Source organism: Mesorhizobium shonense, assembly GCF_040545255.1.
In the GTDB taxonomy this organism is placed as follows: Bacteria; Pseudomonadota; Alphaproteobacteria; order Rhizobiales; family Rhizobiaceae; genus Mesorhizobium; species Mesorhizobium shonense.
Map to the genome: position 1 here is coordinate 51631 of NZ_JBEPLM010000022.1, position 23388 is coordinate 75018.

The following is a 23388-nucleotide window of genomic DNA, read 5'->3' on the forward strand; positions in this document are numbered from 1 at the left end:
CCGCTAAGGCGCGCCTTTGCCGCCGGGAGCGAAAACCTTGACCGATCAGCGTGCCGACGTCGCCATCATCATGGGCAGCCAGTCCGACTGGGCGACGATGCGCCAGGCGGCCGAAACGCTGGACGCGCTGGGCATTCCGCACAGGCGGCTGATCGTCTCGGCGCACCGCACGCCCGACCGCCTCTATGAATTCGCCAAGGGCGCCAAGGCTGCCGGCTACAAAGTGATCATCGCCGGCGCCGGCGGCGCCGCGCACCTGCCCGGCATGACGGCGGCGATGACGCCGCTGCCGGTTTTCGGCGTTCCGGTCGAATCCAAGGCGCTGTCCGGCCAGGATTCGCTGCTTTCCATCGTGCAGATGCCGGCCGGCATTCCGGTCGGCACTTTAGCCATCGGCAAGGCGGGTGCCGCCAATGCAGCCCTTCTCGCGGCGGCCGTGCTGGCGCTATACGATGAAAAGCTTGCCGCCCGGCTCGACGCCTGGCGCGCGGCTCAGACCGCCAAGGTCGCCAGCGAGCCGGCGGATACGCCGTGAGCCTGCCCATCGGATCGACCATCGGCATCATCGGCGGCGGCCAACTCGGCCGCATGCTGGCGATGGCCGCGGCCCGACTTGGTTATCGCATGATCGTGCTGGAGCCGCAGGCCGATTGTCCGGCGGCGCACGTCGCCAACCGGCAGATCGTCGCCGCCTTTGACGATCCGGCAGCACTTGCCGAACTGGCCAGCGCCAGCGCCGTCGTCACCTACGAATTCGAAAACGTCCCGGTTGCGGCCGCGGAGACGCTCGCCGCGCGCGTTCCCGTCTATCCGCCTGCCCGCGCGCTCGAAGTCGCGCAGGATCGCGTGACCGAGAAGAGTTTCCTGAACGGCATCGGCATTCCGACGGCGGAATTCTGCCCAATCGACAATGACGATCAGCTCACCGTGGCGCTGAAAAAGTTCAGCGGCAGCGGCGTGCTGAAGACGCGCCGCCTGGGTTATGACGGCAAGGGCCAGCGCGTCTTCCGCAACATGGAGACGGGCGGCTTTGCCGGCACCTGCGAGGCGATGGGCAATGTCCCGTTGATCCTCGAATCGCTGGTCGCCTTCGAGCGCGAGATTTCGGTGATTGCCGCGCGAGGGCTTGACGGAAGCATCGCCGCCTACGATCCAGCGGAGAACGTTCATCGGGAAGGCATCCTGCGCAGCTCGACCGTACCGGCCACGATCAAGCCGGAAACCGCCGCGGCAGCGAAGGAGGCGGTAGCAAAAATTCTCTCGGCGCTCGGCTATGTCGGCGTCATCGGCGTCGAGTTCTTCGTGCTTGCCGACGGCGCGCTGCTCGCCAACGAGCTGGCGCCGCGTGTCCACAATTCCGGCCACTGGACGGAAGCCGCCTGCATCGTCTCGCAATTTGAGCAGCATGTCCGCGCCGTCGCTGGCCTGCCGCTGGGCTCGCCCGCACGTCATTCCGACTGCGAGATGGAAAACCTGATCGGCGACGACATGCTGACGGTGCCGGCGCTGCTCGCCGAGCCGGACCTGATGCTGCATCTCTACGGCAAGACCGAGTCACGCCCCGGCCGCAAGATGGGCCATTTCACGCGGATCAGCCGCAGGAGCTAATCGCGCCGCGCCTATTGCATGTCCTGGTCTTCGTCTTCGTCCGGGCTGGCGCAGCTCGGATCGCCGTCCTTGCAATTGGGACCGGAGGTGAGCTGCTTGGTGCGCTCGTTGGTCAGCTCCGTCAGGCACTGCGAAACCTCCATCGGATGGATGGAGCCGCCCGCGCTGTCGGCGGTCGAATAGGCGCATTCGGCATCGCGGAAGGCGATCCAGGCGCGCTGCGCCGTCTGCAGCAGCTTGTTGGCCTTCTCGTCATTGTCGCCGACGAGATTCTTGTAGGCGGCATTGAGCTTGGCATCGGCCGCCTCATAGTCGGTGTTGGCGCAGATGGTCATCATCGACTGGCTGTCGTCGCTGCGGTCGCATTCTTGTGCCCAGGCTGCCGGAACGGTTGCCAGGAGGACGAGGCTGGCTGACAGAAAGAGACGGCGCATGCTGGATCTCCAATCGCTTTGCGTCGGCCCAGCATTCCAGCCGCTCTTGAGTCGCGCAATGCGGCGCGATCCGGATGGCGAATATTCGATGAGCGCGCCCAGTTGCGGTATCAGAGTTGCGCGCTTGCGGTTGACAGGGGCAAGGCTCCTCGTTTATGAGCCACGCAAGTTCAAAGGCGCGCTTTTTCCGGGCGCGCCTTTAAAATTCGGCCCGGGACCGGGCCCCGACCGAACAGGCAAGACCATGAAGATCAAGAATTCGCTCAAGGCGCTCAAGGCGCGTCACCGCGACAACCGGCTGGTTCGCCGCAAGGGACGCATCTACATCATCAACAAGACCGCTCCGCGCTACAAGGCGCGCCAGGGCTGAGACTTGTGCGCGGCGTTAAGCGCCGCGCCCGCTGATGTCGACTGCCGGTTCGCCGGCCTCTCACGTTAAAATCATTTTGACGATCCGCCGTCCGGGACTAGATTCCGAACATGCGGATTCTTTTTGCATTTTTCACCGCCTTCGTCCTTTCCGGCACGGCCTTGCCAGCCTCGGCGCAGGATCAGGCCAAGCCGCCCGCCGCGACGCCGCCGCCCGCCATCACACCGCCACCGGCCGCCTCGACCAGGCAGGGGCGGCTGGACCAGCTCTTTGGCGATCTCAGACGCGAGCGCAACGAAAAGGCCGCCGAACGCATCGCCGGCCGCATCTGGAATGAGTGGAGCCAGTCCGGCAGCGCCTCGATCGACCTGATGATGCAATGGGCGCAAAAGGCGACGGAAGACCAGAAATTTGACGTCGCGCTCGATTTCCTCGACCAGGTCGTGACCCTGCAGCCCGATTATGCCGAGGGCTGGAACCGCCGCGCCACGGTGCATTTCCTGATGAAGAACTATGGGAAGTCGATGGCTGACATCGACCACACCCTGCAGCTCGAGCCCCGCCATTTCGGCGCCCTTTCCGGCTTGGCGCAGATCATGGCCGAGACCGGCCATAAGCAGTCGGCGCTGGAAGCCTGGCAGAAAGTGCTTACCATCTATCCGATGATGCGCAGCGCCCAGGACCAGGTCTCGACGCTTTCGGAAGAGCTGGCCGGCGAAGGGATTTGAGGCAGTAGGAATTGGGCAGTAGGGCTTAGGGGGAAGAGAGCACCTACTGCCTACTGCCTACTGCCTACTGCCTACTGCCTACTGCCTACTGCCCTAAACTAACTTCCCGCCACTTCCGTATTCCTCCGCATGAACCTCATCTGCGCTGCATCTCTCTTCCTCATTGCGCTCGTCTTTGTGCTTGCCGGCATCACCCGTGCCGGTGCCTGGCTGATCGAGCGCCGCAACCCGCCGGTCGGCGAATTCGCCGACATTAACGGCGCCCGTATCCATTACGTCCACATACCAGCCGCCCCAGGCGCCGAACTCCCGCCGATCGTCTTTATCCATGGCGCCAGCGCCAACCTCAAGGATCAGTTGCTGCCGCTGAAGCCCCTGCTCGACGGCCGCGCCGAGATGCTGTTCCTCGACCGGCCGGGCTTCGGCTGGTCCGAACGCGGACCGGGCAACAATGAAACGCTGGCGGCGCAGGCCGACACCATCGCCGCGCTGATGGATCGCCTCGGCATCGAAAAGGCGGTGATTGTCGGCCATTCCTTCGGCGGCGCGATCACGACAGCCTTTGCGCGGACGCATCCCGAAAAGACGCTCGGCCTCGTCTTCCTCGCGCCTGTCAGCCATCCCTGGCCGGGCGGCGCGACCGCCTGGTATTACAGGCTGACGGCGACTCCGATCGTCGGTCGGCTGTTTTCGGAGACTCTGGCCCATCCTGCGGGCATGCTGCAGGTTGGCGGCGCCACGGCCTGCGTCTTCTCACCGAACAAGGTGCCGGACGGCTATGTCGAGAATACCTCGATCCCGCTGGTGCTGAGGCCGCGTGCCTTCCGCGCCAATGCCATCGATGTGGCGCAGCTCTATGATTATGTGCGCGAGGCCTCGCCGGGCTACCGCGAGATCAAGGCTCCGACAGTCGTCATCTCCGGCGATCGCGACAAGGTTGTCTACGCCACGATCCATTCCGTCGGCCTCGAACGCGACATTCCCGGCGCCGAATTGGTCTGGGTCCGCAATCTCGGCCACAAGCCCGACTGGATCGCACCCGACCTCGTCATCGGCGCGATCGAGAAGGCCGCCGGCAAAGATATCGATCTGGAGGCGATGGCCAGGACAGTGGAAGGCCGCATCGCCGGCGACACCCAAGGCATCGGCAGATGTCCCGAGCTCAAAGTGCCGGATGCAGAGCTCGCGCCGGGTTGAGCTCAAGCGCCTTGAGGTGCGTCGAGATTCAGGTCAGGCCGAGCCGAGAAGAGTGGCTTCCGAGAACCGGAGCGGAGCGTACTTGAAGTACGTGAGCACCGGCCTACGCCGGCCGTAGCCTCAAACTGCGCGGCGACTCATGAGTGCTTCGGCCGGCGAAGGCCGGAAGCGCAGGAAGCCGCACTTCGCAGGCCGGCCTCACCTGAATATCGGCACACCTCAGTGAGTTTCCGACCCGACATAGGCAATCCGCAGCATATTGGTCGATCCGGGCGTCCTGAGCGGCACGCCGGCGGTGATGATCACGCGGTCGCCGGGCTTGCCGAAGCCTTCGTCGAGAGCGATGCGGCAGGCGCGGTCCACCATGTCGTCGAGGTCGATGGCGTCCTCCGAGACGACGCAATGCGTGCCCCACAGGAGCGACAACCGACGTGCCGTGTTGACGATCGGCGACAGCGCCACGATCGGCACCTGCGGGCGCTCGCGCGCGGCGCGCAGGCCGGTTGTGCCGGAGGCGGTGTAGGTGATGATGGCCGACAGTTTCAGCGTCTCGGCGATCTCGCGCGCGGCGAGCGAGATCGCGTCCGCTCCGGTCGCTTCCGGCTCCGAGCGCTGAGCGTTGATGATGCCGGCATAGGTCGGGTCGGTTTCGACCTTGGTGGCGATGCGGTCCATCATGGCGACCGCCTCGACCGGATAGGCGCCGGCCGCGGACTCGGCTGAAAGCATGATCGCATCCGCGCCTTCGAACACGGCGATCGACACGTCGGAGACCTCGGCGCGGGTCGGCACAGGCGCGGTGATCATCGATTCCAGCATCTGGGTGGCGATCACCACCGGCTTGCCGGCGCGGCGCGCGGCGCGGGTGATCTGCTTCTGGATGCCGGGCACGGCTTCCAGCGGCATCTCGACGCCGAGATCGCCACGGGCGACCATCAGCGCGTCGGACAGTTCGATGATCTCCGGCAGGCGGGCCACCGCCTGCGGCTTCTCGATCTTGGCCATGATCAGCGCGCGGCCGCGCGCGATCTTGCGGGCTTCGGCCAAATCCTCCGGCCGCTGCACGAAGGACAGCGCCACCCAGTCGACGCTTGCAGCCAGCACCGCGTCGAGATCGGCGCGATCCTTCTCGGTCAGCGCGCCGACCGGCAGATCCGTGTCGGGCAGGCTGACCCCCTTCTTGTCGGAAATGCCGGTGCCGGCGACGACCGTGCAGGTGATCGACTTGCCGTCGCTCTTGATCGCCTTGAGCTGCAGCTTGCCGTCATCGATCAAGAGACGGTGACCGGCCTCGACCGAGCTCAGGATTTCCGGATGCGGCAGGTAGACACGGCTGGACGTGCCGGGCTCCGGATTGTCGTCGAGCGTGAAGGTCTGGCCGACGGTCAGCGCTTCCTTGACGTTGGCGAACTTGCCGACCCTGAGCTTCGGCCCCTGCAGGTCGGCGAGGATGCCGATCGGCCGGCCGACGGCCGCCTCGACGGCGCGGATGCGGCCGACGAGCGTGCGCATCAGCTCGTGGTCGGTATGGCTCATATTGATGCGGAAGACATCGGCCCCAGCCTCGAAAAGCTTCTTCAGCATCTCCTCGGACGAGGAAGCCGGACCGATGGTGGCGAGGATCTTGACCTTGCGGTTACGTCTCATTGACTGTTTGTTCCCGGGGCGGGGGTCGCTGGCGCGCCTCCCGTTGCGGGCTCGTCGGTCAGCTGGACCATCCAGCTGGCCTGCTCGCCCGTGTCATATTCCTGAAATCCGGCGCGCTGGAAGCCCCGGGCGACGCAATCATTCACGCCGGCGATCTTGAACTCTTTTTCGGCGACGCACATGTTGATTGGGCCGTCCCAACGCCCGCCGCGCTCGGCGTCTTCTGCATAAAGATAGTAAAACCTTGATGACAGCGGACCCTCGATCAGCGTCTTGCAGGTCGACCCCTCGATGTGCCACCAGCCTTCGGTGATCCAGCCGGCCTTGGCGCGGTAGCCGATGCCGACGCCGACCAGGTTTTGTGTCGCGTTGCAGACGCGGAAGTCGGCGCGCGCCGGCGAGGTCGCGCAAAGCGCGGACACGGCCGCGCCAAAGATCAGGAGCGGCAGGGTCAGGCGCTTGCGCGGCCTGCCGGCGAAACCCATTCCAAATCCCTTCGCGAACCACATCTGCATCTCTCGAAGCCCTTTTCAGCAAACTCCGGGCGCATGTCAACGCGCCGTTTTGTTCAATTCCAATCGATTTAGAAGGGCTCGGCGTGCGGTAAGTCGTCCCGCTCGGGATTTTTTGCAGAAACCGTGGCCAAACAACGGCATTGCGCCTGCGTCCTCTTCATGGAATGACGATACCACCCCGCCTGGACACCAGCGAACAGACCGTTTTCAGCCAATGACCCGATCCACAGTTTTCGCGCCTTTCGACATCGTCGAGGGCGACCGCAAGAAAGGCATCGTGCTTCTGGCCGACCACGCCCGCCGCGACGTGCCGGACGAGTATGGCAGCCTCGGCCTGCCGGCGGCGGAGTTCGAGCGCCACATCGCCTATGACATCGGCGTCGAGACGGTGACGCGCGAGCTGGCGGCAGCGCTCGATGCGCCGGCCGTGCTTGCCGGCTTCTCGCGGCTTCTGATCGACCCCAACCGCGGCGAGGACGACCCGACGCTGATCCGCCAGCTCTATGACGGCACCATCGTGCCGGGAAACTACCCCATGGCTGAAGAGGAACGGGAGAAACGGCTCGACCGCTTCTACCGGCCCTATCACGACGCAGTCGGCGCGATGATTTCGTCGGTGGCGCACGCCTCCGGCAAGGCGCCGTTCATCTTCTCGGTGCATTCCTTCACCCCGCGCATGCAAGGCTTCATCCGCCCCTGGCATGTCGGCATCCTGTGGGACCGCGACGACCGCGTGGCGCGGCCGCTGATCGACATGCTGGCCGAGGACAAGGCGCTCGTCGTCGGCGACAACGAACCCTATGACGGCGCGCTGCGCGGCGACACCATGTTCCGCCACGCCATCGTCAACGGCTACGCCCATGCGCTGATCGAGATCCGCCAGGACCTGATCGCCGACCGCGCCGACGCTCTTGCGTGGGCGGAGCGGCTGGCCCCGATCGTTGACGCCATCGACCGCCGTGCCGATATACACGAGGTGAAGATGTTCGGCTCGCGCACCGGGCCGGTGTGACGGGCCTCAACGCATGTCTCCCGAAAGTGGGAACCGGTTTCGGGATAAAGACATGCGTAAAATCAAAATCCTAAAGCGCATGGAGCGAATCTGAAAGATCGCGACGCGCTTTAAGCCCACGGAGTTCCATGCAATGGCCGAACTCAGCGACGAACAGAAACGCGATTTCGAGGCCGCCGCCTTCCGCCGGCTGGTCGATCACCTGCGCGAGCGCGGCGACGTCCAGAACATCGACCTGATGAACCTCGCCGGCTTCTGCCGCAACTGTCTGTCCAACTGGTATCGCGAGGCCGCCGAGGCCGACGGCGTCGCGCTCTCCAAGGACGAGTCGCGCGAGATCATCTACGGCATGCCCTATGCCGAATGGCAGGCGCTGAACCAGACCGAGGCGTCGGACGCCAAGAAGGCGGAGTTCGAGGCCAGGCGGCCGAAGGATCACTAGCGATGCCGAACGCCTTCGCGACTTCGTCATCCTAGGCGAAGCAGTCGCGAAGCGACGTCGCGGAGACCCTAGAATCCAATCCGTGACGCCGAAGAGCACGGCGGTCCAGAATATGATCGTAACGGCGCAACTCGGGGGACGTTCCACATCGTAGCGGCGCTCCTATGTCACGGAATGGATCCTCGGGTCTGCGCCGCGTCGCTTCGCTCCTTGCTCCGCCCGTGGATGACGAACGGAGTGGCGTTTCTGCCAACCTCCAAAGCCGCGGCATGCCTCGAACGAAAACCGATCCTCGGTCGCCCCCTTGGTCCAAGCACTTCCTGAATGCGGTTCTTGACCGCCGATTGAATCGATCTAATTTGCCACCCAAACCATTCGCGTTGCGGACAAACCATGAGCGCGCAAACCACAACGCGCGGCCGCTGGGCCGTTGCCGGCATCTTCCTTGCCAACGGCTTCCTCACCGGCAGCTGGGCGCCGCAGATTCCGGTGTTCCTCACCTGGCTGGACATTTCGAAATTCACCCTCGGCCTGCTGATCCTCTTGTTCGGCGTCGGCGCGGTGATGGCGATGACATGGTGCGGCCATCTCATCTCCAGGCACGGCTCGCGCACAGTGCTGCGCTGGTTCGGCCTTTGCGGCAGCTTAGGCCTGCTGGTCGTGGCCCTCGCCCCCAACGTGCCGCTGGCAGCCATCGCCATGCTCCTCTTCGGCGGCTCGATCGGCGGCATGGACGTCGCCATGAACTCCAACGCGGTCGTGGTGGAGAGAAGATTGTCCCGCGCCATCATGTCGTCCTCGCATGGCTTCTGGAGCCTCGGCGGCTTCGCCGGCGGCGCGGTTGGCGGCTACGCCATCCAGAATTACGGCTCCCTCGTGCATGCGACCGTCGTGACGGCGATCGCTTTCGCAGTGATCGCCTTTGCTGTTCGTTACCTCATCGCCGAGGACAGGCCGCAGGTCGCCGAGCACCAAAAATTCGCGCTGCCGCGCCACCCAATCGTCTATCTCGTCGGACTGATGGCGCTGCTCACCATGGTCTCCGAGGGGGCGGTGCTCGACTGGGCGGCGCTCTACCTGCATCAGGAGCTCGGCGCCGACCTTGCCATTGCCGGCCTCGCCTATGCAGCCTTCTCCGGCGTCATGGCGCTCATGCGCTTCCTGGGTGACGGCGTGCGCAACCGCTTCGGCGCGGTGGCGACGCTGCGCGGATCGGCGCTCGTCGCCGCGGCCGGCATGTTCGTGGCCGGCCTCTCGCCCTCGCCCTGGCTTGCCATTGCCGCTTTCGCCTTCTGCGGCTTCGGCATCGCCAATATGGTGCCGATCCTGTTTTCGGCCGGCGGCAATCAGGAAGGCATGTCCTCCGGCACCGGCATGAGCGTGGTCACCACCATGGGCTATTCAGGCATCCTGGTAGCCCCGTCGGCGATCGGCTTCGTCGCGGAACACTCGAGCTTCGGCCCGATCTTCATCGCGCTCTCCGGCCTGCTGGTCATCGTGCTGTTGATGGCCAGCCTTGCTCACCGCGCCAAATTCGCCGCCGAGCCGGATGGATTTCAGGTCGGATCGACCTGAAATCATCCGGCTCTAGGATCAGAGAAATAGAGCATGATGTCGTCCGAAAAACCGCTTCACACTTTTCGGCATCATGCTCTAGCCGGCGCCGGCGGAGTAGCGCTTCAGCTCTTCATGCAGGAAATCGGCGACGCGACGGATGCGCATGCTCGTGCGCACGTCGCGATGCATCGCAAGCCACACCGGTAGCACGGGCAAGGGAACCTCCGGCAAAAGCTTCTCCAGCTCCGGATCGCTGTTCGCCAGCGGCTCCTGGCCGATGCCGATGCCGTTTCCTGCCCGCACCGCTTCCCAAAGCACGATCTGGTTGTCGGTCCGGAAACGGAAATGGCTGCGGCCGATGGGAATGCCGAAGGCGGTGAAGCCGCGAATGATCTCGTCGCTGCGGTCGAACCCGACCAGGGCGTGGTCGGCGAGGTCGGCGGGCTTCTCCGGGCGGCCGCGCCGGTCGAGATAGGATTTCGCCGCGCACAGGCAGAGCGCAATGTCAGTGACCTTGCGCGCCACCAGCTCGTTCTGCGCCGGCCTGACCATGCGGATGGCGATGTCGGCATCGCGGCGCAGCAGGTTCTCGACCTGGTTCGAGGCGACGATCTCGACCTCGATGCCCGGTTCCTCCTCGCCAAGACGCGCCGTCATCTGCGGCAATACGCAGGCCGCAACCACTTCGCTTGCGGCGATGCGCACCGTGCCCTCGATCGCCTCGACCGAGCCCAGCGCCAAAAGCGAGAAGGCATTGGCCTGCTCGCTGACCGCCTGACCGCGCTCATAGAGCGTGCTGCCGGCCTCGGTGAGCTCATAGCCGCGCCGCCCGCGCCGGAACAGCGTGACGCCCAACGCCTGTTCCAGCTCGGCGATGTGGCGGCCGAGCGTCGGCTGGCTCGCCTCCAGCCTGCGGGCGGCGGCCGAAAGACTGCCGGTCTCGGCCACCGCGACGAAGCTCTTGATCAGGTTCCAGTCGAATTCCTTCATTCATTTTTGAATATCAGACCGCCGATATCTGTCAATTTTCATTCGCTTGCGAAGAGGACAGATTGATTGGGCAAACCCAAGCACCGGAGAAGACAAAATGACCAAGATCGCAATTCTGGGCGCCAATGGCCGGCTCGGCCGCGTGGTCGCCAAGGCCTTCATCGACGCCGGTTTCGACGTCCGCGCCGTCACCCGCACCGGCAAGGTGCCCGCCGAGCTCAAGGGCGCCACTGCGGTTGCCGGCGACGCGCTGGACCGCCAGTCGCTGATCCGCGCGACGCAAGGCGTCGACATCGTCTTCAACGGCCTGAACCCGATCTATACCGACTGGGGCAAGTGCCTGCCGATGGCCGAGAACGTCATGGCCGCCTGTCGCGCGAATAACGCGCCGCATCTTTTCCCCGGCACCGTCTACAATTACGGCTCGCCGATGCCGCGGGTGATCACCGAGGAGACGCCTTTCCATCCGACCACCGAAAAGGGCCGCATCCGCTGCGCCATGGAAGAGCTGTTCCGCCGCGAGGCCGATGCCGGCCGCGTGCGCACCATTCTGCTCAGGGCCGGCGACTTCTTCGGCGGCACCGGCAGCGGTTCCTGGTTCGACCTCGTCGTCGCCGCCAAGATGAGCAAAGGGAACCTACACCGCCCCCGGTCCGGCCGACCTCGTGCATGAATGGGCTTATCTGCCGGACTTCGCAGTGGCCTTCGTCGGAGTGGCGCGCAACCTCGACAAGCTCGGCTTCTACGAGGCGATCAATTTCCCCGGCCACGCCATCACCGATCTCGACATCAAGGCCGCGGCGGAGAAGGCGCTCGGCCGCAAGCTGAAGCTCTCCTTCATGCCTTGGTGGGTTCTGCGCGCCGGCAGCCCGTTCGTGGCCATGTGGCGCGAGATCGTCTCGATGTCCTATCTGCGCTTCGAAGCGCACCGCCTGGTCTCGGCGCGGCTGGAAGAGGTCATTGGCGAAATCCCGCACACCCCGCTCGATCGGGCGGTTGCGGAAGCCATGCAGGATATCGGCATCGCCGTTGCGCCCTCGCGTCAGGCCGCCTGATCGCGACAAGAGAGCATCCAGAAATGAAGCGGCCGGTCCCGAAAGTCCGGCCGCAATGTTGAGGTCAAATCCTGCCCATCAACAAAAGGATCAGCAGCACTATCAGAATGACGCCGACGATCCCCGACGGGCCATAGCCCCAGGAGCGCGAGTGCGGCCATGCCGGCACCGCACCGATCAGGATCAAGATCAGGATGATGATGAGAAGTGTGCTGATCGTCATGAAAAGCCCTCGCCGTATGGTTGAATACGAGGGAACAATGCAAAAAGCCGCCCGGTTGTTCCCCGGGCGGCTCTTTTGCCATTGGGTTCGAAACCGGCCTATTCCGCGGCTTTCGGGAAGGCTGCCCCCGGTTCGAGGTCGGTTTCCACAGTCGGTTGATCGGTCGACACCTTGCCGCGGCGGAACAGGCGGCTGAACAAGCTGCGCCGCGCGCCGGGCTTCACCTTGGCGCGGGTGAACACCATCAGCATTGAAGGCGTCACCACCAGCGTCAGCAAGGTGGCGAAGGACAGGCCGAAGACGATCGCCGAGGACAGCGAAATCCACCACTGCGTCGACGGCGCGTTGATCGTCGTCTCGTGATGGAAGATTTCGAGGCCGAGGCCAAAGGCGATCGGCAGCACGCCGAGGATCGCCGACACCGCCGTCAGCACCACCGGTCGCGCGCGTTCGCGACAGGTCTGCAGCACCGCGTCCATCTTGTCCCAGCCCTCCTCGCGCAGCCGGTCATAGGTGTCGATGAGCACGATGTTGTTGTTCACCACCACGCCGGCGAGCGCGATGACGCCGATACCCGACATGACGATGCCGAAGGCCTCGCCAGTCAGAAGCAGCCCGAGGAACACGCCGATCGTCGCCATGACCACGCAGGACAAGACAAGCCAAACGCTGGTGAACTTGTTGAACTGCGCCAAGAGCACCAGGAAGATCAGGAAGATCGCGGCGCCGAAGGCCTTGCTCAAGAAAGCGCTGGCTTCCGCGCTGTCCTCGTTGGAGCCAGCGAGCTTCCAGCGGATGCCGCTGCCGAGGCCCATGTCGGCGACGGCCTGAGTGACCTCCTGCTGCACGGCCGCCACCTGCGCGCCGGCGCTGACATTGGCTTGCACGACCACGGTGCGCGCGCCGTCGATGCGGTTGAGGATGCCGACCGTCGGCTCGGGCTTGCGCACCACGAAGTTCGAGATCGGCACCGACCCTTGCGAGGTCTGCACCCTAAGCTCGTCAAGCGTCGACAGCGTGCGCCGGTCCTCCGGCAGACGCAGCCGGATGTCGACCGCGTCGTCGGCGCCGGCCGGCCGGTACTCCGACAGCTTGAGGCCGTTGGTTACCAGTTGCACCACCGTGCCCACGGAGGTCGGGCTGATGCCGTATTGCGCAGCCTTGGCGCGGTCGACCTCGAGCGCCCAGTCGACGCCGGGCGGCGGCAGGCCGTCCGAAACGTCGATGACGTTGGGTATCTTGGCGATCCGCGCCGCCACCGCGCGCGCCTTGTCGTCGAGGCCGGCAGGATCGGCGGCCGACAGCCTGATCTGGATCGGCTTGCCGGTCGGCGGGCCGGCTTCTGGCACGCGCACCTCGACGTCGACGCCGGGAATGCCGGCCGTCACCGCGCGCAGGTCGTCGAGGATCTGGTTGGCGGACTTGCGTTCGCGCCAGTCGACAAATTCGTACTGGATCACGCCGACGACGTCTTCCGGGATGTCCTGGCCGCCGCCTTGCGTCTTGCCGACGCGGGTATAGACCGACTTCACCCCTGGCCAGCCGAGCAGGCGGCTTTCGGCCGTCTTGGTGGCAGCGTCCATTTCGGCCAGCGAAAGGTTGCCGCGGGCATGCACGTAGAGCAGGCCGTAATCCGGCTCGACATTGGGGAAGAACTCGACGCCGGCGCCGTACTTGGAGTAGGCGAAGCCGACGCCGACCAGCAGGCCGACGGTGAGCAGGATGACGGTGATCGGGAAGCGCACCGCCTGCTTGACCAGGGCCATGTACCAGCCGTCGCGGTTGCTCTCCTCGTGATGCGCCGGCGCCTTGGCGAAGATGGCGCCGAGCGTCGGCGCAAAGACCAGCGCATAGAGCATCGAGGCCGACAGCGTCACGATCAGCGTGATCGGCATGTATTTCATGAAGTCGCCGATGATGCCGGGCCAGAACAAGAGCGGCGAGAACGCGGCGATGCGCGTCATCGTCGCCGCGATCACTGGGCCGGCCATGCGCTTGGCGGCCAAAGCGAAGGCATCCGCCTTCGGCATGCCTTCGCTCATGCGCCGTTCCGCGAATTCGGTGACGATGATGGCATCGTCGACCAGCATGCCGACCGCCAGGATGAGGCTGAACAGCACGATCATGTTGATCGTGTAGCCCATCATGGCGAGCAGAAGGATGCCGATCAGGAACGACGACGGGATGGCGAGGCCGATGAGCAGCGAGGCGCGGCCGGACAGCGCGTAAAGGATAACGATGAACACCAGGATGACGGCGATCATCACATGGTTCTGCAGGTCGCCGAGCAGCTGGTTGACGAAGACCGACTTGTCCTGCGTGTAGGTGACATGCATGCCTTCCGGCATCGACTTGATGAAGTTGTCCGACACTTCCCTGACATGGGTCAGCGTATCGATCAGATTGGCGCCGATGCGCTTCTTCACCTCGATGGCGATCGCCGGCTTGCCGTCGAGCCGGGTCACCGTCTCGGCGTCCTTGAAGGTCGAGCGTACGGTGGCGACGTCCTTCGCCTGCACCACGGCATTCGGCGTGGCGACGACCGGCAGGTTGGCGACGTCCTCGGGCGTTTCGATCAGCGACGGCACCTTGACCGCGTATTTGCCTTCCGAGCCTTCGAGATTGCCGGCCGCGACAAGGCTGTTGGAAGCACCTACGCCCTGGATCACCTGGTCGAGCTGCAGCCCGTACGAAGAGAGCTTCACCGGGTCGATGACGACTTCGACCAGGTCGTCGCGCGCGCCCTGCAGCGAGCCTTCCAGCACGCCCGGCACTTCCTCGATGCGGTCGCGCAGTTCGCGCGCCGCCGCCGTCAGCACGCGCTCCGGCACGTCGCCAGACAGCGTCACGACCAGGACCGGGAATTCCGAGACGTTGACTTCGGTGACGGTCGGCTCCTCGGCCGCCTGCGGCAGGTCGGCCTTGGCGTCCTGCACCTTGCTGCGCGTATCCTGCAGCGCGGTGGCCAGATTGGTCTGCGGCTGGAACTCGACCAGCACGTAGCCGCCGCCCTGGAAGGCCGCAGAGCGCATCTCCTTGAGCCCCTTGAGGCTCTTGAGCTTGCTCTCCATCGGCCTGAGCAGCAGGCGCTCGGAGTCCTCCGGCGAGATTCCCTGGTAGACCAGGCTGACATACATCATCGGAATCGGAACGTCGGGCTCCGCTTCCTTCGGCGTCGACTGATAGGCTACCCAGCCCGCAGCCAGAAGGAACATCAGCGCCGATATCGTGAGGCGGGCGTTGTGAATGGCGAGTCTGACGATGTCCATGACTTATGCCTGCTGTTTCGTTGGAAGCGGCGACACTGGCCGGCGGCGCCGGTCGGGCCGGCGCCGGGCGGTCGCGCTACTGCGTGCCGGCGGTGGCTTCGCTGATCAGCTTGTTGATGGTGGCCTGGTCGGCCTCGACGGGCTTCACCGGATCGCCTTCCTTCACCAGCTCCTGGCCGGCGACGATGATGCGCGCATCCCGCGGGATGCCGCCGAGGACCAGGCCGCGCGGCGTATCGTCGACGAGGTCGATCGGGAAGAAGGCCACCTTGTCGTCCTTGCCGACGGCGCGGATGCCGAGGTCGCCCTTGTCGCCCAGCGTCACCACCGAGCGCGGCAGCATGACCGCATCGGTCGGCTCGGCGCTGAGCGTGATCTCGGCCGTCATGCCGGCGGGGATGGAGCCATCCCCATTGGGGATCGCCACCTCGACGCGGAAGGTGCGGGTCTGCGACGAGGCATCCCGGCTGATGTAGCGCACCGTGCCGGTGACCTTCTGGTCGTTGACCAGGCGCACATTGGCCTCGTCGCCGATCTTGATGTAGCGCAGGTCGCGCTCGCTGATCTCGCCGCGCGCGATCACCGGATCGAGTTTGAGGATCGTCGCCACCTCGCCGCCTTGCATGACCGAGCTGCCGAGTTCGACCGGCACGCGGTCGATGACGCCGTCGAACGGCGCCTTCACCTCGTTGCGGTCGAGTTCGGCCTGTGCCGTCTCCAGCATCGACTGCGCCGCGGTGAGGTTCGAGCGCGCGGTGTCGAGCTGCAGCTTGGGCAGGTTGCCGGTCTTCATCAGCTTGAGCGCCGCTTCGAGTTCGGCCTGTCGCTGCACCAGGAGCTGCTTGGCGTTGTCGACGTTCGAGATCTTCTCCTCGGCGGCAAGCATCAGCACCAGGTCGCCGGTCTTGACGCGATCGCCCTGCTTGACCGGCAGCTTGTCGATGACGCCGGCGACGCGCGTGGCGAGCACCGCCCGCTTGTCGGCCTCGGTGAGGCCCGAGATGCGTATCGCCCGCGCGAAGGTCTTGCGCGGCGGCGTCACCACCGCGACGGTGCGCAATGCGGCCTTCGGCTCGGCCTCTGCCGTCTTCGGCTTCTCGGCTCCTGATTGCGCTGCTTTGCCTGCCTCCCCTGCATTCTGGTGGTCGGCGGCGCTGCCCACGGACGAGAACTCGCCCGTTGCCATCCAGGCAGCGAATCCGATGAGCACAGCAATGGCTGCAAGCTTGTGAAACCTGATTTTCGGCATCGTCGTTTTTCCGTTGCGGGCTTGGCGAGGTCGGCGCTTCGACTCCCTGGCGCGCGGCCGATATGGGTGCGCGCAAAGCCATGTTCAATTTGCCGTGATCGGCGAAGCGCGCTTCTACCTCAAAGTTGCGGCGCAATATAGTCAGAAAAATTGCAGCATCATTGCGCTTTCAATCGGTGCTTGCTGGCTTTTTCCACTTTTCGGACCGTCGGCAGCCGGCTTTTCCCGGTCCGGACAGATATTTTTGTTCGCGGGGACCCTCGATGGCAGTAGGCGTCAGCATGCTGCGGAATTTTTTCGCGCAATGACTTGCCCCATTGGCATGAGACAACGCTGAGGCGCGCCCGCTTCGAAAATAAATGCTGTCAGCCGATCAAGTTCAGCAAGCGGAACAACTGCTCGAATGTCCTGCCATAGGGCGGTCTGAGCAGGCCGCCGGCGCTTAGCCTGGACTGGACGAAGATCGGCTTTTCCTTGCTGAAGGTCCGGAAGCCCCATTCGCCGTGATAGGCGCCCATGCCGCTCTCGCCGACGCCGCCGAATGGCTGCCGCTCCTGCACCAGATGCATCATGCAGTCATTGACCGTGACGCCGCCGGCCACGGTTTCCCGCATCACCCTTTGGCGATTGGCGCTATCCTTGCCGAACCAATAAAGAGCGAGCGGACGCTCGCCCCGGTTCACATGCTCGATGGCGTCGTCGACCGTGCCGTATTCGAGGATCGGCAGCACCGGCCCGAAGATTTCCTCGCGCATCAGCCGCAAGGTCTCACCGGGATTCCTGACCAGGACGGGCGCCATCTTGCGGTCAGTGACGCCAAGCTCTTCATTTGCCGGGTTGACCTCCGTGACATCGGCGCCGCCTTCGCGCGCCTCGGCAATCATGTCGCTCAGCCGTTGGCGGTGCCGTTCGCTGACGATCGCCGTGTAGTCGGGATTGTCGGCGAGGCGAGGATAGAGCCGCGCCATCGCGGCGGCGAGCTTTGTGGCGATCGCCGCACCTTGCCCTTGCGGGACCATCAGATAGTCGGGCGCGATGCAGGTTTGGCCTGCATTCAAAAGCTTGCCATAGGCGACGCTTGCGACGGCAGCATCGAGATCGCAGGATTGATCGAAGATCGCCGGCGACTTGCCGCCGAGCTCGAGCGTGACCGGCGTCAGATTGGCGGCCGCGGCCAGCGCCACCTGCCGGCCGACCGCGGTGGAGCCGGTGAACAGGAGATGATCGAAAGGCATCGACACGAATGTCTTGCCGACGTCGGCATCGCCGACCGCCACGCTCATCTCGTCAGGGGAAAAATGCTCCTCTACCAAGCGGGCGAGCAGGTCCGAGAACTTCGGCGTCAGTTCGGAAGGCTTGATCAGCACCCGGTTGCCGGCGGCTAAAGCGGCGGTCGCCGGCGCGACGGCGAGCTGGAACGGATAATTCCAGGGCGAGACGATGCCGACGACGCCGAGCGGTTGCGGCAAAAGCCGATTGCGCCCAGGCAGGAAGGGCAGGCTGGTGGCGACGCGGCGTTCGCGCATCCATCCGCGCAGATGCCGAATGGCGTGCCTGATGCCGGCGCGAACGACGAACAGTTCCGCAAGCCGCGTTTCCTGCTGAGCCCTGCCGGAAAAATCGCTGTCGATCGCCGCGCAGATCTCGGCCTCATGCTTTTCGGTGAGAGCGAGCAGGCGCTTGAGCCGGTCCTTGCGCACCTCGAGGCTGGGAAAAGGCTCCTTCTCGAAGGCCCTGCACTGCGCTTCAAACCTGACCCCGAGGGAGTTCTGTCTGGTCTGCAGCATCGCTACCTCCCCTTTACGTTCAGGTAAGTTACATCGGCCTGGCAATCGAATCCAGCATTGCCCCGGTTCCGTCGGGGAATGTTCCCGGCGGTTGCCCCGATCCGAACGCCTCAAATATGCCGTTTGGCACCCGTCATCGACACAAGAAAGTCACCGGTCCGCAAATGGCCCTTTTCGCCGTTCAAGCGTTAATTGGGCGTGCGTAAACAGCCCTTGGCGATGGTGTGCGGCCGGTGACAAAACCGCAAGATCGGTCGAGCGCCTCATGTCCGCGCCGCTTAGCTGGAGCTGCCACGGAGAACAGAACGATGCAGGCGGCGCTGCAAAACTACCTTGCCCGGATGCAGCGGGTGCTGGATCACATAGACCGGCATCTGGACGACGATCTGGACCTGGACGCGCTGAGCAGCGTCGCAGCCTATTCGAAATATCATTTCCACCGGCAGTTCACGGCGACCTTCGGGCTGTCCGTGCATCGCTATATCCAGCTCGCCCGCATGAAGCGCGCTTCATACCGGCTGGGCTACGGGGATGCCGAAAGCGTCACGGATATAGCGATGGATGCCGGTTACGACGCACCGGATGCCTTCGCCCGCGCCTTTCGGCAACGGTGCGGGCAATCGCCTTCGTCGTTCCGGAGATCTCCCGACTGGGGGGCGTGGCTTATGGCCTTCGGGCCTCTCGACAACGCCAGGAGAAAGCTCATGCAGATAATTTTTACCCGCGACGACGTGACGATCCGCGATGTGCCTCCCACCCCGGTGGCGATCATGGAGCATCGGGGTGACCGGGCGACGCTCGGCGCTACGATCCAGCGGTTCATCGCCTGGCGCAAGGCCGCCGGCCTGTCGCCCGAAACAAGCCCGACCTTCAATGTCTTCCGTTCCGAGAGATGTCCCGCTGTCGCGGCCGACTACAGCATGGACATTTGCGTCGGGACCGACCAGCCGATCGACGCGAACGACGAGCAGATGAAGGCTGGCGTGATCCCCGGCGGACGCTGTGCGGTGCTGCGCTACCCCGGCAATACCAACAATCTGGAGCCCGCCGCGCTTTACCTTTATCGTGAATGGCTTCCGGCCAGCGGCGAGGAAGCACGCGACTTTCCGGTCTATTGCCAACGACGGCTGTCCTTCTCCCCAGAGATGGCGGTGCCCGAGATCATCGTCGAACTCTTTCTCCCTCTGAAATAGCGCGACAGGAAAGCGGCTTGTCCTGTCCGAGCGAGAAGCGGGACAGGCCGCCATCCAACGATCTCGATCTTTGTGAGGTCGCGACCTGGCAAATCAGGCGCGGCGTCGCGCCGATTCCGGCTTGATGCGCGCTGCGAGGAATTCCTTGACGCGGCGCCCCGGCGCCGGACCGCGCACCGGCTTGAAGCCGTCGTCGAGCTCGCCCGACAGGTCGAGCGTCGCCTGGCTGCCGACGGCGTCGTAATTTTCCTCCAGCCAGTCGCTGGCGGCATTTCGGCCGAGGTCGCGCAGATAGGCGAGGAAGGCCCATTCGGCATTGACCTTGGACGAGGCCGAGAGATCCTTGAACGCCTCGTCGGCGTCGATCCTGTGCATGCGGATATCGCGGTATTCGCCATGCGGCAGGCGGCCGGCCGCGATCAGCTCCTTGACGAAGGCAATCGAGCGGAATTCGCGCAGGAGCCCTGCGTTGAAGGTGATCTCGTCGATCCGGTTCTGGATCTCGTTGGCGCTCTTCGGCGTGCCTTCGCGCACCACCGGATTGATCTGCACCAGCAGCACATCCTCGGTCGCCGCCGTCTTGAAGAAAGGATAGAGCGCCGGATTGCCGCCATAGCCGCCGTCCCAGTAAGGCACCCCCTTGATCTCGACCGCGCGGAACAATTGCGGCAGGCAGGCGGAAGCCATCACCGTGTCGAGGTCGATCTCGCCGTCGGAGAAAACGCGCAGCTGTCCGGTCTCGACATTGGTCGCCGAGATGAAGAGCTCGATCGACTTGCAGGCGCGCACATTGCGGAAATCGATTTCTTTCTCGACCACGTCGCGCAGCGGGTTGAGGCCGAGCGGATTGGCGATGTAAGGCGAGAAGACCCGCGACATGGTATCGAAGAAAAAATAGCCGGGCGTATTCTCGATCGACCAGTTGCCCCACACGACATCCCACGGCATGCGCTGCACCGGGCTGAAGCGGCCCTTCGAGGCCACCGCACGCCAGAACTTGTCGAGCTTCTTGCGCGCGCCCTCGACGCCGCCGCGCACGAAGCCGTCAGCCAGCGCGACCGCGTTCATGGCGCCGGCGCTGGTGCCGGACACGGCCGCGATGTCCAGCCGCCCGTCCTCGAGCAGGCGGTCGAGCACCCCCCAGGAGAAGGCGCCGTGCGAACCGCCGCCCTGGAGCGCGACGTTGATCTTCTTCTTTTCCCCCGCCTTGCCGTTCTTCGCCATGACGTTCCTTGTCTTGATGCTTCGGCCTGCCCTTGCGTCATAAGGAGCAGCCCAGCGCAATCAGCCTATGTTGCAGCGCAGCATATAAGGGCGGACCAAGGCAAGAACACGAACACACAAGCGTGATCTGTTGAAATTTCGGCAGTCGCCTTCGTCATCCTATGGCGGAGCAAGGAGCGAAGCGACGCGGCGCAGACCATAGGATCCATGCCGTGACTTTCGAGAGCCGCGACGGTGCAGAAAGAGCGACGGCAGCGCCATGCGCTCGTTCTGGATCGCCGCATTCTTCGCTTGATGTATCGGCATGGATTCCAGGGTCTACGCTTCGCGTCGCCCTGGAATGACGAAGTTCGAGGGGCTTCGGCCAATTCCGAACGTTTACGCGGTGCAATGATCACCGATCCGCGCTGTCAGGCGACGAGATCGGGCACCGGCCCGACATAGCGCGACTGCGGCCGGATCATCCGCCCGGTCACCTGCTGCTCGCGCGCGTGGGCGATCCAGCCGGCGACGCGGCCGGCGGCAAAGACGTTGGAGAACGCTTCCTCAGGGAAGCCGGCGGCTTCGAGCAGCAGCGCCGTATAGAACTCGACATTGGTCTGGATTGAACGCTGGGGCTTGGCGATCCTGAGCACGTCGAGCGCCGCCTGCTCCACCGTTTCGGCGAAGGCCAGCCGGCTGCCCGCCTTCCCGCTACTCGTCTGGCTCCTGGCGCCAAGTCGCCGCACCACGGCCTTCAGCACGTCGGCGCGCGGATCGCGCACGCGGTAGATGCGGTGGCCGAAGCCCATGATGCGCTCGCCGCGCGCGATCTCGTCGCGCAGCCAGGCGGCGGCGTCGCCGCTCGCCTCGATCGCGTCGAGCATCTCGATCACCGGCCCCGGCGCGCCGCCATGCAGCGGACCCTTGAGCGCGCCGAGCCCGGCCAGGATCGCCGAGGTCAAGCCGGCCTGCGTCGATGCCACCACGCGCGTCGCGAAGGTCGAGGCGTTGAGCCCGTGGTCGCAGACCGTCACCAGATAGGTGTCGAGCGCCTTGGCAAGCGCCGGCGATGCGGTGCCGCCGAGCATCTTGAGCATATCGGCGGCATGATCGGCGCTTGCATCCGGAGCGATCGGCTTCTTGCCGCGGCTGAGCCGCAGCAGGGCCGGCGTGAGCACCGCCGGCGCCGCGGTCAGCCGCAGCGCATCGGCAAGCCCATCGCCGTCGGGCAGCAGGGCGATGCCGGCGCGCATGGCGCTGTAGATATGGAGCGGCGCGAGCTCCGTCAGCATCGGCTGCAGCCGTTCGAAAACCTCGACGCGCGCATCGCCGATGGCTTTTTCCAGCTCGGCATCACCGGGAAGCTCGTCGAAGAAGCCGTCGAACAAGAGGCGCACCACCTGGCCATAACGCCAATGGGCGGCGAGTTCCGTCAGGGAATGGCCTCGGATGGTGAGATGGCCGCCCGCGCCATCGACATCGGAAAGCACCGTGTCCGCCGCCACAACATCATCAAGCCCGTTTGCCATGACTTGTCTCCTTGACCTTTTGTGCACTGCAATTAATGCTGCGCAACCAATGCATCAATCTTGATCAATAGAATCAATGTGAGGCACCAGGCATGTCCGAATGGTTGACACGAGAGGAAGCGCTGACGCGGCTCAACGTGCGGCCGCAGACGCTTTATGCCTATGTCAGCCGCGGCCGCATCGGCATGCGGCCCGACGAAGTGGACCCGCGCCGCAGCCAGTATCGTGCCGACGACATTGCCGCGCTTGCCACCCGCCGGGCGCGCGGACGCAGCCCGCAGGCGATTGCCGAGAGCGCCATCGCCTGGGGCGAGCCGGCGATCACCACCGCCATCTCGACGGTGCTGCATGGCCGCCTCGTCTATCGCGGCCAGGATGCCGTGGCGTTTGCGGCGGCGGCAACGCTTGAGCAAACCGCCGGCCTGTTATGGGCCTCCGGCGCTGCCGTATCCTTCGCTTCGCTGACCCCTTCGACCGCGCGGCAGAGCGGTGCTTCCACGGCATTTGCGAGACTCTCGGCGCTTGCGGGCGAAGGCCGGCCTTCGCTCGGCCGCAGGCCGGCCATGCTGCAGCAGGACGGCGCCAATGCGATAAGCGTGATCGCCACCGCGCTCGGCGCGATCTTCGGATCGGAGCCGGTGCATGAAAGGCTGGCGCGCGCCTGGTCGGTCGACGCGGCCGGCGCCGATCTCATCCGCAAGGCGCTGGTGCTGCTTGCCGATCACGAGCTCAACGCCTCGACTTTTGCCGCGCGCGTGGCGGCCTCCACCGGCGCGCCGATCGCGGCCTGCCTGCTTGCCGGTCTCGCCACCCTCACCGGCCCGCGCCACGGCGGCGCCGGCGCCGCGGCGATCGCCCTTGTCGAGGATTCGGAACGGCTGGGCCCGGACGAGGCGATCGCGCGCTGGCTCGCCCACGACCGGCCGCTGCCCGGCTTCGGTCATCAACTTTACCCCGAAGGCGATCCGCGCGCGGAAGCCTTGCTGCCCGATGTCGAGATCGATGACGGGCTCCTGCATCTGCGCGACGCCGTCGTTGCCGCGACCGGCATGCATCCGAATGTCGATTTCGCGCTGGCCGCGCTGACGCGCAGCCTGCGTCTCCCCGCCGACGCGCCCTTCCGCCTGTTCGCGCTCGGCCGCAGCGTCGGCTGGACGGCGCATGCCATCGAACAAGTGACAAGCAACAGGCCGATCAGGCCCCGCGCGCGTTACGACGGGCCGCTAAGGCCGGAACGATCTATGGTCTAACCGTTGGGGATTAGCCGAAAGGCCTATCGCTTCGTCATACTCGGGCTTGACCCGAGTATCCATGCCGTGGCCCTTGCCGTAGGGTACAAACGTGCAGAATTCTGCAATTGCTGCAACGCTTTAATGT

General features: G+C 64.9%; 20 protein-coding genes and 1 pseudogene. 11 read left to right on the forward strand and 10 right to left on the reverse strand.

Annotated elements, in window-relative coordinates; all coding sequences use genetic code 11:
- Positions 1 to 37 precede the first annotated feature (37 nt).
- The gene (gene purE / locus ABID26_RS33395; RefSeq protein ID WP_292372871.1) at positions 38 to 535 is read left to right on the forward strand and encodes a 5-(carboxyamino)imidazole ribonucleotide mutase; all 498 of its coding nucleotides are present in this window, start codon (positions 38 to 40) and stop codon (positions 533 to 535) included.
- Positions 532 to 1608, forward strand: coding sequence for a 5-(carboxyamino)imidazole ribonucleotide synthase (locus tag ABID26_RS33400; RefSeq protein WP_292372870.1), 1077 nt, complete (start codon positions 532 to 534; stop codon positions 1606 to 1608). Before purE ends, ABID26_RS33400 begins: the two co-directional genes overlap by 4 nt.
- A gap of 11 nt (positions 1609 to 1619) precedes the next feature.
- Here ABID26_RS33400 and ABID26_RS33405 read toward each other — a convergent pair whose 3' ends face one another.
- On the reverse strand, positions 1620 to 2042 hold the full coding sequence (locus tag ABID26_RS33405; RefSeq protein ID WP_292372869.1) for a lysozyme inhibitor LprI family protein: 423 nt from the start codon (positions 2040 to 2042) through the stop codon (positions 1620 to 1622).
- 244 nt (positions 2043 to 2286) lie between these two features.
- Here ABID26_RS33405 and ykgO point away from each other — a divergent pair, with 244 nt between their 5' ends.
- The 3 genes from ykgO to ABID26_RS33420 all read left to right on the forward strand — a co-directional run bounded on the left by ykgO (position 2287) and on the right by ABID26_RS33420 (position 4337).
- Positions 2287 to 2412, forward strand: coding sequence for a type B 50S ribosomal protein L36 (gene ykgO, locus ABID26_RS33410; RefSeq protein ID WP_040974291.1), 126 nt, complete (start codon positions 2287 to 2289; stop codon positions 2410 to 2412).
- Between the two features lie 110 nt (positions 2413 to 2522).
- A complete protein-coding gene (locus ABID26_RS33415; RefSeq protein WP_292304949.1) occupies positions 2523 to 3140 on the forward strand; it encodes a tetratricopeptide repeat protein in 618 nt (205 codons plus the stop codon).
- 129 nt (positions 3141 to 3269) lie between these two features.
- Positions 3270 to 4337, forward strand: coding sequence for an alpha/beta fold hydrolase (locus ABID26_RS33420; protein WP_292372868.1), 1068 nt, complete (start codon positions 3270 to 3272; stop codon positions 4335 to 4337).
- Between the two features lie 219 nt (positions 4338 to 4556).
- Here ABID26_RS33420 and pyk read toward each other — a convergent pair whose 3' ends face one another.
- Complete coding sequence (gene pyk / locus ABID26_RS33425) at positions 4557 to 5984, reverse strand: pyruvate kinase (protein ID WP_126097494.1); 1428 nt, start codon at positions 5982 to 5984, stop codon at positions 4557 to 4559.
- Positions 5981 to 6469 carry a DUF1036 domain-containing protein gene (locus ABID26_RS33430; protein WP_126097493.1) on the reverse strand — a complete coding sequence of 163 codons (489 nt, stop codon included), beginning with the start codon at positions 6467 to 6469 and terminating at the stop codon, positions 5981 to 5983. The genes pyk and ABID26_RS33430 overlap by 4 nt, the downstream gene beginning before the upstream one ends.
- A gap of 244 nt (positions 6470 to 6713) precedes the next feature.
- Here ABID26_RS33430 and ABID26_RS33435 point away from each other — a divergent pair, with 244 nt between their 5' ends.
- The 3 genes from ABID26_RS33435 to ABID26_RS33445 all read left to right on the forward strand — a co-directional run bounded on the left by ABID26_RS33435 (position 6714) and on the right by ABID26_RS33445 (position 9528).
- Positions 6714 to 7511: an N-formylglutamate amidohydrolase gene (locus ABID26_RS33435; protein WP_292304939.1), complete on the forward strand. Its 798-nt coding sequence runs from the start codon at positions 6714 to 6716 to the stop codon at positions 7509 to 7511.
- A gap of 133 nt (positions 7512 to 7644) precedes the next feature.
- A complete protein-coding gene (locus tag ABID26_RS33440) occupies positions 7645 to 7953 on the forward strand; it encodes a DUF1244 domain-containing protein (RefSeq protein ID WP_292304940.1) in 309 nt (102 codons plus the stop codon).
- A 393-nt stretch (positions 7954 to 8346) separates the two neighbouring features.
- The gene (locus tag ABID26_RS33445; RefSeq protein WP_354417778.1) at positions 8347 to 9528 is read left to right on the forward strand and encodes an MFS transporter; all 1182 of its coding nucleotides are present in this window, start codon (positions 8347 to 8349) and stop codon (positions 9526 to 9528) included.
- A 78-nt stretch (positions 9529 to 9606) separates the two neighbouring features.
- On the opposite strand, the gene ABID26_RS33450 is transcribed toward ABID26_RS33445, so the two are convergent.
- Positions 9607 to 10500: a LysR family transcriptional regulator gene (locus ABID26_RS33450; protein ID WP_126097489.1), complete on the reverse strand. Its 894-nt coding sequence runs from the start codon at positions 10498 to 10500 to the stop codon at positions 9607 to 9609.
- Positions 10501 to 10597: 97 nt separating this feature from the next.
- Here ABID26_RS33450 and ABID26_RS33455 point away from each other — a divergent pair.
- A pseudogene (locus ABID26_RS33455) lies at positions 10598 to 11555 on the forward strand (SDR family oxidoreductase).
- 64 nt (positions 11556 to 11619) lie between these two features.
- On the opposite strand, the gene ABID26_RS33460 reads toward ABID26_RS33455, so the two are convergent.
- From ABID26_RS33460 to ABID26_RS33475, 4 genes are all read right to left on the reverse strand, one after another.
- Positions 11620 to 11778: a DUF3309 family protein gene (locus ABID26_RS33460; protein ID WP_126097488.1), complete on the reverse strand. Its 159-nt coding sequence runs from the start codon at positions 11776 to 11778 to the stop codon at positions 11620 to 11622.
- A gap of 98 nt (positions 11779 to 11876) precedes the next feature.
- Positions 11877 to 15047, reverse strand: a complete 3171-nt coding sequence (locus tag ABID26_RS33465; RefSeq protein WP_292341771.1) for an efflux RND transporter permease subunit — start codon at positions 15045 to 15047, stop codon at positions 11877 to 11879.
- Positions 15048 to 15123: 76 nt separating this feature from the next.
- A complete protein-coding gene (locus ABID26_RS33470; protein WP_126097486.1) occupies positions 15124 to 16296 on the reverse strand; it encodes an efflux RND transporter periplasmic adaptor subunit in 1173 nt (390 codons plus the stop codon).
- Between the two features lie 365 nt (positions 16297 to 16661).
- Positions 16662 to 18083: a coniferyl aldehyde dehydrogenase gene (locus ABID26_RS33475; RefSeq protein ID WP_126097485.1), complete on the reverse strand. Its 1422-nt coding sequence runs from the start codon at positions 18081 to 18083 to the stop codon at positions 16662 to 16664.
- Positions 18084 to 18391: 308 nt separating this feature from the next.
- On the opposite strand from ABID26_RS33475, the gene ABID26_RS33480 reads away from it, so the two are divergent.
- Positions 18392 to 19276, forward strand: coding sequence for an AraC family transcriptional regulator (locus ABID26_RS33480; RefSeq protein ID WP_126097484.1), 885 nt, complete (start codon positions 18392 to 18394; stop codon positions 19274 to 19276).
- A gap of 93 nt (positions 19277 to 19369) precedes the next feature.
- Here ABID26_RS33480 and ABID26_RS33485 read toward each other — a convergent pair whose 3' ends face one another.
- The gene (locus ABID26_RS33485) at positions 19370 to 20500 is read right to left on the reverse strand and encodes a patatin-like phospholipase family protein (RefSeq protein WP_292303565.1); all 1131 of its coding nucleotides are present in this window, start codon (positions 20498 to 20500) and stop codon (positions 19370 to 19372) included.
- Between the two features lie 410 nt (positions 20501 to 20910).
- The gene (locus ABID26_RS33490; protein ID WP_126097483.1) at positions 20911 to 22011 is read right to left on the reverse strand and encodes a citrate synthase/methylcitrate synthase; all 1101 of its coding nucleotides are present in this window, start codon (positions 22009 to 22011) and stop codon (positions 20911 to 20913) included.
- A gap of 92 nt (positions 22012 to 22103) precedes the next feature.
- Between ABID26_RS33490 and ABID26_RS33495 the strand changes: the two genes are divergently transcribed.
- Positions 22104 to 23261, forward strand: a complete 1158-nt coding sequence (locus tag ABID26_RS33495; RefSeq protein ID WP_126097482.1) for a citrate synthase — start codon at positions 22104 to 22106, stop codon at positions 23259 to 23261.
- Positions 23262 to 23388 lie beyond the last annotated feature (127 nt).